The following is an 11333-nucleotide window of genomic DNA, read 5'->3' as shown; positions in this document are numbered from 1 at the left end:
CTAGCACTTTCACACCACGATGCTGAGCCGCTTCGCCGCCCGCGTGATGCCGGTGTAGAGCCATCGTGCCCGCGAGTCCTGGAACGCAAAGCTCTCGTCGAACAGCACGACGTCGTCCCATTGCGAGCCTTGCGACTTGTGCACGGTCAGCACATAGCCGTAGTCGAACTCGTCATAGGGCTTGCGCTGCTCCCACGGCACGCCCTCGACGCCGCCGTCGAAGCATTCGCCGCGCACCGAAACCTTGGTGACCTTGTAGCCGAAATCCTCGTCCGGCATCACGCGCATGGTGATGATCTTGGATTTCGACTGCGCCCGCGCCTTGACCCGCCACAGCCCACCGTTGAACAGGCCCTTCTTGCGGTTGTTGCGCAGGCAGACCAGCTTGTCGCCGGCGACCGGCAAGGGATCCTCGATGTTCAGCCGCTGCCGTACCCGCATGTTGTAGGCGCGGCGGGTGTTGTTGCGGCCGACCAGCACCTGGTCGGCGCTCATCACGCGGTCCGGATCGAGCTCCTTGCGCGAGACCACCTCGCTCTCGCCATGGCGGCCGATCTCGAGCTCGCGGCCTTCGCGGATATCCATCGACATCCGCACGATCGGATCGTCCTGCGCCTGGCGATGCACCTCGGTCAGCATCGCGTCCGGCTCGGCGTCGGTGAAGAAGCCGCCGCCCTGGATCGGCGGCAATTGCGCGGGATCGCCGAGCACCAGCAGCGGGCAGTCGAACGACATCAGGTCGCGGCCGAGTTCGGCATCGACCATCGAGCATTCGTCGATCACGATCAGCTTGGCCTTCGAGGCCGGCGCGTCGTCCCAGAGTTCAAAGCTCGGCTGCTCGACGCCGGACTCGCGGGCGCGGTAGATCAGCGAGTGAATCGTCGAGGCGCTGTCGCAGCCCTTGTTGCGCATCACCAGCGCCGCCTTGCCGGTGAAGGCTGCGAACTTCACCTCGCCGTCGACACCCTCGGCAATGTGCTGGGCGAGCGTGGTCTTGCCGGTTCCGGCATAGCCGAACAGGCGGAACACCGGCGGCGTGCCGTTCTTGCCCGGCTTGGCTTGCAGCCAATCGGCGACGGCTTTCAGCGCGGAATCCTGATGCGGCGTAAAGGTGGTCATGAGGCTTTCGGAGGTAAGGAGCGCGCGACCGATAGCGCCGCGACTCATACCAGCACAAGCTAAACATTCATGCGTTCCAGGCAAGCCGCCTCCCGCTGCGCGGAATTGGAGTTTCGCCCCCGAGGCTGGACTTGGCCTTCTCCCCCACTAGACTGACCGAAAACAACAAGCGGTCGGGGACGGACCTTGGGAGTGATGACGCCATGAAATTCGGCATCTTTTACGAGCTGCAACTGCCGCGCCCCTGGAACGACGGCGACGAGCTCAGGCTCTACCAGAACGCGCTGACCCAATTGGAGACTGCCGACCGGCTCGCTTACGACTACGCCTGGGTCGTCGAGCATCACTTCCTCGAGGAATATTCGCACTCGCCGGCGCCGGAATCCTTCCTCGCCGCCGCGAGCCAGCGCACCAGGAACATCCGGCTCGGCCACGGCATCTTCCAGCTCACCACCAATCATCCCGCGCGCGTCGCCGAGCGGATCGCGGTGCTCGATCTGCTCTCCAACGGACGCTGCGAGTTCGGCATGGGCGAGAGCGCCTCGATCACCGAGCTGACGCCATTCGGCCGCGACATGGAGACCAAGCGGGAGGTGTTCGAGGAGGCGGTCAGCGCGATCTTCCCGATGTTCAGCAAGGTCGGCACCGAGCATCACGGCAAGTATTTCGATATCCCGCTGCGCAACGTCGTGCCGAAGCCGGTGCAGAAGCCGCATCCGCCGCTCTGGATGGCGTGCTCGCAGTTGCCGACGATCGAACGCGCCGGGCAGAACGGATTTGGCGCGCTCGGCTTCCAGTTCGTCAGCGCCGAGGCGGCGCATGCCTGGGTGCATGCCTATTACAACGCGATCACCAAGCGGCTGAACAAGCTCGCCGACTACGAAATCAATCCGAACATGGCGCTGGTCTCGTTCTTCATGTGCGCCGAGACCGATGAAGAGGCGCGCCGGCGCGCCGACGGCGCGACCTTCTTCCAGTTCGCGCTGCGCTATTACGGCCAGGCGCAGAACCGGCAACGCCCGGCGCCCGGCACCGTCAACATGTGGGACGAGTACAACAAGTGGAAGCGCGAAAATCCCGAGGCGCAGGAGGCCGCGCTGCGCGGCGGCCTGATCGGCTCGCCGGAGACCTTGCGCAAGAAGCTGCGCCGCTTCCGCGCTTCGCATATCGACCAGGTGATCCTGCTCAACCAGGCCGGCAAGAACACGCATGAGCACATCTGCGAGTCGCTCGAGCTGTTCGGCAAGGAAGTGATGCCGGAGTTCCAGCACGATCCCGAGCACGATGCCTGGAAGAAGGGTGTGCTCGACGGCTCGATCCAGCTCGAGGAGATCGACACCCAGGCGTTCTCGGACCGCTATGGTAAACTCGCGGTCAATGTTGGCCCGAAGACCGCCGCCGCAGGCTGATCAATTAATGCGCAGCGACCTCGCGATCTCGTGAGGAAAATAATTCGCTACACGCTGTCAGCGCCTTAAAAGAAACGGCATGCGCGATGCCTGCACCGAAGTGCAGGCATCGCTATTTTTGTGCGGTGCTCGACAGCTTCATTCGCGCGCCCCATCATCCTGACATCGCATGATCGTGCAGCGCGAGTGCGCGCTTGATCGTCAGGAGAATCTTGGAATGAAGCGTCGTGAGTTCCTCCAGCTGTCGCTCGCCACAGCCGCCGCTGCTGCGCTGTCGCCGGGTGCGCAGGCGCAGGCGGACACGAAGGAAATTCGTATCGGCTACCAGAAGAACGGCGTGCTCGTTATCACGCGCCAGCGCGAAGCCTTGGAAAATCATTTCAGGCCGCAGGGTATCAGCGTGAAATGGGTCGAGTTCTCCTCGGGTCCGCCGATGATGGAAGCGATGAATGTCGGGAGCGTCGACTACGGCGCCGTCGGCGATTCCCCGCCGATCTTCGCGCAGGCCGCAGGTGCCGCCATCGTCTACGCCGCCGCTCAGCCGATCATCAACGGGTCGGGCATCCTGGTGCCGCAGAATTCGGCAATCACTGATATCGCCGGTCTCAAGGGCAAGCGTGTCGGCTTCACCAAGGGATCCAGCGCACATAACGTCGTGATCCAGACGCTGGAGAAGGCCGGGCTGACCTATGACGACATCACGCCCGTCTATCTGACGCCGCCGGACGCCGGTCCTGCGTTTGCCAATGGCGGTATCGACGCCTGGGCGATCTGGGATCCGTACTTCGCGATCGCCGAGACCAAACAGAACGGCCGCATCCTGATCAAGACCCGCGACGTCACCAAGACCAACGCATTTTACATCGCCAATCGCGACTTCGCGAACAAGCACAGCGCGCTTCTGCAGCAGATCGTCGATGTTACGACGTCGACGGCAAAATGGGCCGAGGCGCATCCCGATGACGTCGCGAAATCGTTGGCCGCCGTCACCGGCGTGCCGCTCGACATCCAGACCATTGCGGCGCGGCGGGCCGGCTTCTCGGTCGGTCCCGTGACCGATGACGTGATTGCAACCCAGCAGGGCGTCGCCGACCGCTTCTTCAAGCTGGGCCTGATTCCAAGGCAGATCGCGATCCGCGACATCGTCTGGCGCAACACCCAGACCTGATCGGCGCGCGTTTGGTCAATTCAATGCAAAGGATATTCCCATGACGCGTTTGTTTCGACGCTGGGTCGCCCGCGCGGTGCTGTCGGTCAGCATCGTCGCTGCGAGCGTCGGCGCCTCCTATGGTCAGGACAAGGTCGTTCGCATCGGCTTCCAGAAATACGGCAAGCTGGTGCTGCTCAAGAGCAAGGGCTCGCTCGAGCAGAAGCTGAAGTCGGTCGGTTACTCCGTCGTCTGGACTGAGTTTCCGTCCGGGCCGCCGCTGCTCGAAGCGCTCAATGTCGGCGCGATCGATTTCGGCAACACCGGCGAGGCGCCGCCGATCTTCGCGCAGGCCGCCGGCGCGCCGATCCAGTATGTCGCCTACGAGCCGCCGGCGCCGAAGGGCGAGGCGATCCTGGTGCCGAAGGACAGCCCGATCAAATCGGTCACTGATCTCAAGGGCAAGAAGGTCGCGCTGAACAAGGGCTCCAACGTCCATTATCTCCTGGTCAAAGCGCTGGAGAAAGCCGGCGTCAAATATTCCGAGATCGAGCCGGTGTTCCTGGCGCCGGCCGATGCGCGCGCGGCGTTCGAGCGTGGCGTGGTCGATGCCTGGGTGATCTGGGATCCGTTCCAGGCCGCGGCGGAGGCTGCGACCGGCGCACGCACCATCGCCGACGGCACCGGCGTCGTCGCCAACTATCAGTTCTATTTCTCCTCGAAGAAGTTCTTGCAGGCCGATCCGAAGATCGTCGAGCTCGTGCTGGCGCAGCTCAGCGAGGTCGACGACTGGGCCAAGGGCGACATCCACGCCGTCGCCGAACAGCTGGCGCCGAGCATCGGCCTGTCGGTGCCGGTGGTGGAGGTCGCGCTGAAGCGGCAGGCCTACGGCATCAAGCCGGTCACCGACGCCGTGATCGCAGATCAGCAACAGGTCGCCGACACGTTCTTCGCGCTCGGCCTGATCCCCAAACACATCAAGATTTCCGACGTCGCATGGAGGCCGGGCACGTGAGCACCCCAACCAACGCCAACATCCTCTGGTTCCTGCCGACCCACGGCGACAGCCGCTATCTCGGCACGTCGATCGGCGGCCGTGAGGTGAACTTCAACTATCTGCGCCAGATCGCGCAGGCTGCCGACCAGCTCGGCTATTACGGCGTGCTGCTGCCGACGGGACGGAGCTGCGAGGACTCCTGGGTGGTGGCATCGGCCGTCGCACCGTGGACCGAGCGCCTGCGGTATCTCGTGGCGGTCAGGCCCGGCCTGCAATCGCCGAGCGTCGCCGCGCGCATGACCGCGACGCTGGACCGGCTGTCGAACGGCCGTCTTCTGATCAACGTCGTCACCGGCGGCGATCCGGTCGAGAACAAGGGCGACGGCATCTTCCTCGACCATGACGAGCGCTATGCGGTGACCCGCGAGTTCCTCAACGTCTACAGCGATCTCTTGGCCGGCAAGACGGTCAATGTCGAAGGCAAGCACATCCAGATCGAGGACGGCCGCCTGCTGTTCAATCCGGTGCAATCGCCGCGGCCGCCGCTGTATTTCGGCGGCTCGTCGGACGCCGGCATCGACGTCGCGGTCGACACCGTCGACAAATATCTGACCTGGGGCGAGCCGCCGTCGCAGGTCGCCGAGAAGATCGCCAAGGTGAAGGCTGTCGCCGCGCAACGCGGCCGCAAGCTCTCCTTCGGCATCCGCCTGCATGTGATCGTGCGCGAGACCAACGCCGAGGCGTGGCGCGCCGCCGATGAGCTGATCCAGTACGTCACCGACGACACCATCGCTGCCGCGCAGAAGATCTTTTCGCGGATGGATTCGGTGGGCCAGCAACGCATGGCGCAGCTGCATGGCGGCCGCCGCGACCAGCTCGAGATCAGCCCCAACCTCTGGGCCGGCGTCGGCCTGGTGCGCGGCGGCGCTGGCACCGCGCTGGTCGGCGATCCCCAGACCGTTGCGGCGCGGATCAAGGAGTATCAGGACGTCGGCGTCGATACCTTCATCATGTCGGGTTACCCGCATCTCGAGGAGGCCTATCGCTTCGCCGAACTGGTGTTCCCGCTGCTGTCGCTGGCGCAGCCCGGCAACGTGACGCCGATCCGCGTCAACACCGGCCCGTTCGGCGAAACCATCGGCAACGACTACCGTCCGCAGAAGCAGGCATCGCAATCATGAGTCTCATCGACAGTCTACCGCGCCGCAAAGCGTTCTCGAGCGAAGTGGATGCCGGTTCGCGTGAAGAAAACGCGTCAAAACAAAAATCTGGAGCTCCGTTCCGATCCGATCGGAACGGAAGCAGCTCCAGCGCGCCGAAACTTCCGAAGGTCGATGGGCTGATCCCCTGGATCGTGCCGCTGGCAATCGTGCTGATCTGGCAGCTTGCCTGCGTCACCGGCTACGTACCGTCTCGCGTCCTGCCGGCGCCGACCGACGTCGCGCAGGCCGGATGGAAGCTGCTGTTGTCAGGCGAGCTGGTCCGCAACATCTGGGTCAGCTTTTGGCGTGCCTCGATCGGCTTTGTGATCGGCGGCGGCATCGGCTTTGCGTTCGGCCTTGCCAACGGGCTGTCGCAACTGTCGGCCAAGCTCACCGACACCACGCTGCAGATGGTGCGCAACATCCCGCATCTGGCGCTGATCCCGCTGGTCATCCTGTGGTTCGGCATCGACGAGTCGGCAAAGCTCTTTCTCGTGGCGCTCGGCGTGTTCTTTCCGATCTATCTCAACACGCTGCACGGCATCCGCACCGTCGATCCGCAGCTGATCGAGATGGGCCGCATCTACGGGATGACCGACGGCGAGCTGTTCCGCCGGGTGATCTTCCCGGGCGCGCTGCCCTCGATCTTCGTCGGCCTGCGCTTTGCGCTCGGCATCATGTGGCTGACGCTGATTGTCGCCGAGACCATCGCTGCGTCGTCGGGCCTCGGCTACATGGCGATGCAGGCGCGCGAGTTCATGCTGATCGACGTCGTCGTGCTCTCGATCCTGATCTACGCCTTGCTCGGCAAGCTCGCCGACAGCGCCTCGCGGGCGCTGGAGCGATTGACCCTGTCGTGGCACCCAGCTTTCCAGAAGAAGTGAGAATGAGCATGCAAGAAGCGCTTCGTTTCCAGTCCGCTGACGCCGAGCCGGTTGACCGCGCCGACATCGTCGTGCAGGCGCGGCAGTTGCGGCGGGGATCGGAAGGCGCGACCCGCGGGCTGTCGCTGACCATTCGCGGCTTGCGCAAGGCGTTCGGCGACAATGAGGTGCTGCGCGGCATCGACCTGCACATTCCCCCGGGCCAGTTCGTCGCGATCGTCGGCCGCAGCGGCTGCGGCAAGAGCACGCTGCTGCGTCTGATCGCCGGCCTCGACGCGCCGACCGCGGGCAGCTTTGCCTTCGGCGAACAGCCGCGGGCGCAGGATGTCCGCGTCATGTTGCAGGAGCCGCGCCTGCTGCCCTGGGCGCGGGTGCTGTCCAATGTCGAGGTCGGGTTGGGGCGCGAGCGCTCGTCCGCGGACGCGCAGGCGCGCGCCGAGCGTGCGCTGGTCGAGGTTGGTCTCGGCGACAAGCGCGGGCAGTGGCCGTCCGTGCTCTCGGGCGGCCAGAAGCAGCGCGTGGCTTTGGCGCGGGCGCTGGTCAGCCAGCCGCGCGTGCTGGCGTTCGACGAGCCGCTCGGCGCGCTCGACGCGCTAACGCGAATCTCGATGCAGCAATTGCTGGAGCGGGTCTGGCGCGACCAGGGCTTCACCGCGATCCTGGTGACGCATGACGTCGCCGAGGCGGTCGCACTCGCCGACCGCGTGCTGGTCATCGAGGACGGCCGCATCGCGCAGGATGTCACGATCGATCTGCCGCGGCCGCGCCGGCGCGGCTCGGCCGAGCTTGCCGCGCTCGAAGGCGAGATTCTGAAGCATCTGCTCGAAGGCAGCGAAGACACCCAGTGAGGTCGCCATGAATTCCCTCGTCCGCAATGTTTCGATCGCATCAGCGGTTGCGGCTGCTGAGTTTCGTGGCGCGATGCGTCACCTCACCGGCGGCGTCAGCGTCATCACGGCCGGGCGTGGAAAGGACATCTCGGGCATGACGGTGACCTCGGTGTCGTCGCTGTCGGTCGAGCCGCCGTCGCTGATCGTCAGCGTCAACCGCGCCGCCTCCTCATGGCCGCTGATCGCGCGCCATGGCACATTCGGCGTCAACATCCTGACTGCGGATCAGCTCGACATCGCCGAGCGCTTTACCGGCAAGGGTGGCTTGAAGGGCGCTGACCGGTTCACCGGCGCCGAATGGACGACGCGCGCGTCGGGTGTCCCGCTGCTGGTCGGCGCGCTCGCCGCCATCGATTGCGAGGTCGAAGAGGTCATCGAACGGCATTCGCACGCGATCGTCATCGGCCGCGTGCTCGACGTGATCGCATCGCAACGCACCGCCGCGCTCGCCTACTGGCACGGCGAATATGTCGCGATCGACCATGACGAAGACGCCGCGCGGCTGGCCGAGGTCAGCCTCCCGTCGCGTCACGCCCATGCCCGGGGCGCGCGCTAGCGCATGTGCCGGAGATCATGCTCCGGCAACAGGCTAACGCGGTGTCTGTCCGGGTCAGGCTTTAGAAGGTCGCGCTCAGGCTCGCTGGGCTGTCGATGTTCACGGTGCTGCCGCGGACGCCGTACCAGACCGCCTGGACGGCCTGAGCCGCATTGCCGAGCGGGATGCCGACGACCAGCGTCGTCGGGACGCGGCCAAAGCTGGGCGGCACCGGCTCGTTATAGGTGAAGCCCGCCACGACCGGCGAGACCGCGCCGTTGACGCTGACACCGAAGGTGCCGCCCGGATTGGCGTCGCCCGTGGCGTAGGGCATCGGAACGTTGAGGGTGATGATCGCAGTGGTGCCGACGCCTTCGGGGATCGTCAGGCTGAGACCCGGAATCGGGGTCCAGGTGGGGGCATTCGTGGAATGGGAGCCGGTCGTCTGCGCGTAAAGGGCCATATCGCTCTCCAGTTGTATAAAAAGTAAGAACAATGGAGGATTGATTACGGCAGCCGGCTGCAAGATTCAAGGGATGAAAGGTTTCAAGGGATGACAGGCTGCCGGCGCGGCATGCTGGCGGTGGCGCTTTCCCGGCGAGCCCATTAAAAGCGCCCGAGATTTCGGAGACGTGACGGTTCGATGAAGCGCGTGGGAGCCTGGCTGTTCTATCTCGTCGGCGCAATCGCCGTCGCGTATCTTGCGCTCTATGCGTATGTGACCTTCACCGGCCGCGACATCACACCCGGCGATCCGATCCGGATCTTTCGCAAGCCCGATGCGCCCAACTATTCGTGAGGCGAGGCGGTCGCGGCGGGATCGCCCGCCGCTTTCCTTTTCTCAGCCAGCGCTCGCCATGCGCTGATAATCCGGCGCGCCATTGCCGGCCGGGGTGATCGGGATGCCGCCGTCGGCATATTCGTTCAGCTTGTTGCGCAGCGTGCGGATCGAGATGCCGAGGATGTTGGCGGCATGGGTGCGGTTGCCGAGGCAGTGCTTCAGCGTTTCCAGGATCAGGTCGCGTTCGACGTCGGCAACGGTGCGGCCGACCAGCGCGCGGGTGACCTGCTCGGCGGCCAGCGTGGCGTGCGCCACCGCGGGGGCGGTCTTGGCGAGGTCGAGACGGTCGCCATCGGGGGTGAGGATCGCGTCGGCACCGATCTCGTCGCCCTGCGCCATCAGCACCGAGCGATGGATGGTGTTCTCGAGCTCGCGGACGTTGCCCTGCCAGCGGTTCGCGGTCAGGACGCGGCGCGCCTCGGCGGAGACCGGGCGGACCGCAACGCCGTTGGCCTCGGCATATTTCTTGGCGAAATGCTGCGCCAGCTCGAGGATGTCGGCCGGACGATCGCGCAGCGGCGGGATCTTCAAATTGACGACGTTGAGGCGGAACAGCAGGTCCTCGCGGAAGGTGCCCTCGCGCACCGCCTCCGACAGATTGCGGTTCGAGGTCGCGATGATGCGGATGTCGACCGGGACCGGCTTGGTGCCGCCGACGCGGTCGATCACGCGCTCCTGGATCGCGCGCAATAGCTTCGATTGAAGCCGCACCTCCATCTCGGAGATTTCGTCGAGCAGCAGCGTACCGCCGGTCGCTTCCTCGAACTTGCCGATGCGGCGCGCCACCGCGCCTGTGAAGGCGCCCTTCTCATGGCCGAACAGCTCGGATTCCAGCAGGTGCTCCGGGATCGCGGCGCAGTTGATCGAGATGAACGGCCGCTTGGCGCGGGCCGAGCGGGAATGGACGTAGCGCGCCAGCACTTCCTTGCCGGTGCCGGACTCGCCGGTGATCATGACCGAGGCGTCGGAGCCCGCGATCTGCTGCGCCAGCTTGATCACCCGGCCCATCGCCTCGTCGCGCCAGATCAGGTCGCGCGCGTCGTTGGCGACCGCGGCGAGCACCGCTGCGATCAGCTCGGGGTCGGGCGGCAGCGGGATGTATTCCTTGGCGCCGGCATGGATCGCGGCGACCGCGGCGCGGGCGTCGTTGGAGATGCCGCAGGCGACGATCGGAACGTGGATGTGTTCGGCCTCGAGCCGCATCACGAGGTCGCGGATGTCGAGGCCGACGTCGACCAGCAGCAGGTCGGCGCCCTTGCCGCCGCGCAGCACGTTCATCGCCTGTTCGGCAGCCTCGGCGTGGGTCACGGAGGCGCCGTTGTCCATCGCGATCTTGGTCGCGGTCGTGAGCTGGCCCTTCAGGGTGCCAACGATGAGAAGCCGCATGATGATCTCCTGTTCGTCTGGTCGCGCAGGTTCCGCGCGCTACCGCCTAAGTCCGTTTAAGAGCGTTCTGCCTTGATGATTTCGGTCATGGTCACGCCGAGCTTGTCTTCCACCAGCACCACTTCACCACGCGCCACCAGGCGGTTGTTGACGTAGATGTCGATCGCCTCGCCGACGCGGCGGTCGAGTTCAAGCACGGTGCCCGGTCCGAGCTTCAGGAGGTCGCCGACGTCCATCTTGGAGCGGCCGAGCACCGCCGAGACCTGCACCGGCACGTCGAACACGGCCTCGAGGTCGGCCGCAATGCGCGCGGCATTTTCGTCCTCGTTGTAGCCGATGTCGTCGATCCCGGGCGCGTCGGCGGCGTTGAGATCGGGAAGCGGGACTTGGGTGTCGGTGTCGCTCATGGTTCAGCCCTCAATGCCCCTTCAGCCGGCCTGGCCGCGGGACGCCAGATAGCGCCCGACGAGTTCGTTGATCTTGCCTTCGATCGCGGCGCGCTCCAGCACTACGCCGCCATCGGCCCATTCGATCCGGCAGTCGCCAGTTGCAATGGTCGGCTCGGCCAGGATCACCAGTCGGCCCTGGAAGCCGGAATGCGCCGCCATCTGCTCGATATTGTGATGCGCCGCCTCGTAGAGCGCGTCGTTGATGCGGACCACCAGATGCGGGGTCGCCACCAGATGCGAGAAGCAGTCGGAGACCAGCGCGGTGATCTCGCCGAGCGGCTCGCGCGCGACCAGTTCGGAGCAGAGCTTGCGGGCAACCGCGACCGCGACATCCACCGCCTCGGTCTCCATCCGCATCTCGATGCCGGCAAAGCGGGCGGCGATGCCCTTGATCGCGGTGCCGATCTCTTCGAGTGCCTGCGCCGCGCGGCGGTCGCTCTCGACCTTGGCTTCGCGCAGCGCGGCCTCATAGCC

The 11333-nt window shown here is 65.4% G+C and carries 13 protein-coding genes; 8 read left to right on the top strand and 5 right to left on the bottom strand.

Translation table 11 applies throughout. The annotated features are described in order from the left end of the window. Positions 1-9 precede the first annotated feature (9 nt). Positions 10-1119, bottom strand: a complete 1110-nt coding sequence (locus H8A95_RS37775; RefSeq protein ID WP_229187683.1) for an ATP-dependent DNA helicase — start codon at positions 1117-1119, stop codon at positions 10-12. A gap of 203 nt (positions 1120-1322) precedes the next feature. On the opposite strand from H8A95_RS37775, the gene H8A95_RS37770 reads away from it, so the two are divergent. The 7 genes from H8A95_RS37770 (at position 1323) to H8A95_RS37740 (ending at position 8204) form a co-directional block, all read left to right on the top strand. Then, positions 1323-2528 (top strand): LLM class flavin-dependent oxidoreductase, encoded by a 1206-nt coding sequence (locus H8A95_RS37770; protein ID WP_229187682.1) that lies wholly within the window; start codon positions 1323-1325, stop codon positions 2526-2528. A 217-nt stretch (positions 2529-2745) separates the two neighbouring features. Then, positions 2746-3696 carry an aliphatic sulfonate ABC transporter substrate-binding protein gene (locus tag H8A95_RS37765; protein ID WP_229187681.1) on the top strand — a complete coding sequence of 317 codons (951 nt, stop codon included), beginning with the start codon at positions 2746-2748 and terminating at the stop codon, positions 3694-3696. 40 nt (positions 3697-3736) lie between these two features. Then, positions 3737-4690 (top strand): sulfonate ABC transporter substrate-binding protein, encoded by a 954-nt coding sequence (locus tag H8A95_RS37760; protein WP_229187680.1) that lies wholly within the window; start codon positions 3737-3739, stop codon positions 4688-4690. After that, positions 4672-5853, top strand: coding sequence for an FMNH2-dependent alkanesulfonate monooxygenase (gene ssuD, locus H8A95_RS37755; RefSeq protein WP_229187679.1), 1182 nt, complete (start codon positions 4672-4674; stop codon positions 5851-5853). Before H8A95_RS37760 ends, ssuD begins: the two co-directional genes overlap by 19 nt. 158 nt (positions 5854-6011) lie before the next feature. Then, positions 6012-6758 carry an ABC transporter permease subunit gene (locus H8A95_RS37750; protein WP_229187685.1) on the top strand — a complete coding sequence of 249 codons (747 nt, stop codon included), beginning with the start codon at positions 6012-6014 and terminating at the stop codon, positions 6756-6758. Between the two features lie 8 nt (positions 6759-6766). Beyond that, positions 6767-7606: an ATP-binding cassette domain-containing protein gene (locus tag H8A95_RS37745; RefSeq protein ID WP_229187684.1), complete on the top strand. Its 840-nt coding sequence runs from the start codon at positions 6767-6769 to the stop codon at positions 7604-7606. 7 nt (positions 7607-7613) lie between these two features. Continuing rightward, positions 7614-8204 (top strand): flavin reductase family protein, encoded by a 591-nt coding sequence (locus tag H8A95_RS37740; RefSeq protein ID WP_229187678.1) that lies wholly within the window; start codon positions 7614-7616, stop codon positions 8202-8204. Positions 8205-8265: 61 nt separating this feature from the next. Here the strand turns inward: H8A95_RS37740 and H8A95_RS37735 are convergent, their stop codons facing one another. Then, positions 8266-8646, bottom strand: coding sequence for a hypothetical protein (locus tag H8A95_RS37735; RefSeq protein ID WP_229187677.1), 381 nt, complete (start codon positions 8644-8646; stop codon positions 8266-8268). A 180-nt stretch (positions 8647-8826) separates the two neighbouring features. Between H8A95_RS37735 and H8A95_RS37730 the strand changes: the two genes are divergently transcribed. Beyond that, positions 8827-8982, top strand: coding sequence for a hypothetical protein (locus H8A95_RS37730; protein ID WP_171947754.1), 156 nt, complete (start codon positions 8827-8829; stop codon positions 8980-8982). 42 nt (positions 8983-9024) lie between these two features. On the opposite strand, the gene flbD is transcribed toward H8A95_RS37730, so the two are convergent. The 3 genes from flbD to H8A95_RS37715 form a co-directional block, all read right to left on the bottom strand. Then, on the bottom strand, positions 9025-10410 hold the full coding sequence (flbD, locus tag H8A95_RS37725; protein ID WP_229187676.1) for a sigma-54-dependent transcriptional regulator FlbD: 1386 nt from the start codon (positions 10408-10410) through the stop codon (positions 9025-9027). Positions 10411-10466: 56 nt separating this feature from the next. After that, on the bottom strand, positions 10467-10817 hold the full coding sequence (gene fliN, locus H8A95_RS37720) for a flagellar motor switch protein FliN (protein WP_050631817.1): 351 nt from the start codon (positions 10815-10817) through the stop codon (positions 10467-10469). 21 nt (positions 10818-10838) lie between these two features. Then, the coding region (locus H8A95_RS37715; RefSeq protein WP_229187675.1) for a FliH/SctL family protein at positions 10839-11333 on the bottom strand (495 nt) is incomplete at its 5' end.

The sequence above is a fragment of the Bradyrhizobium oropedii genome (assembly GCF_020889685.1).
In the GTDB taxonomy this organism is placed as follows: Bacteria; Pseudomonadota; Alphaproteobacteria; order Rhizobiales; family Xanthobacteraceae; genus Bradyrhizobium; species Bradyrhizobium oropedii.
The sequence above is the reverse complement of the archived record's forward strand: the minus strand, read 5'-3'. Positions and strand labels throughout refer to the sequence as shown.

Bases quoted from the DNA above. Each gene is read 5' to 3' on its own strand.
- H8A95_RS37770 (WP_229187682.1), top strand. From the start codon at position 1,323: ATGAAATTCGGCATCTTTTACGAGCTGCAACTGCCGCGCCCCTGGAAC.
- fliN (WP_050631817.1), bottom strand. From the start codon at position 10,817: ATGAGCGACACCGACACCCAAGTCCCGCTTCCCGATCTCAACGCCGCC.
- H8A95_RS37765 (WP_229187681.1), top strand. From the start codon at position 2,746: ATGAAGCGTCGTGAGTTCCTCCAGCTGTCGCTCGCCACAGCCGCCGCT.
- H8A95_RS37730 (WP_171947754.1), top strand. From the start codon at position 8,827: ATGAAGCGCGTGGGAGCCTGGCTGTTCTATCTCGTCGGCGCAATCGCC.
- H8A95_RS37740 (WP_229187678.1), top strand. From the start codon at position 7,614: ATGAATTCCCTCGTCCGCAATGTTTCGATCGCATCAGCGGTTGCGGCT.
- H8A95_RS37760 (WP_229187680.1), top strand. From the start codon at position 3,737: ATGACGCGTTTGTTTCGACGCTGGGTCGCCCGCGCGGTGCTGTCGGTC.
- H8A95_RS37775 (WP_229187683.1), bottom strand. From the start codon at position 1,119: ATGACCACCTTTACGCCGCATCAGGATTCCGCGCTGAAAGCCGTCGCC.
- flbD (WP_229187676.1), bottom strand. From the start codon at position 10,410: ATGCGGCTTCTCATCGTTGGCACCCTGAAGGGCCAGCTCACGACCGCG.
- H8A95_RS37745 (WP_229187684.1), top strand. From the start codon at position 6,767: ATGCAAGAAGCGCTTCGTTTCCAGTCCGCTGACGCCGAGCCGGTTGAC.
- ssuD (WP_229187679.1), top strand. From the start codon at position 4,672: ATGGAGGCCGGGCACGTGAGCACCCCAACCAACGCCAACATCCTCTGG.
- H8A95_RS37735 (WP_229187677.1), bottom strand. From the start codon at position 8,646: ATGGCCCTTTACGCGCAGACGACCGGCTCCCATTCCACGAATGCCCCC.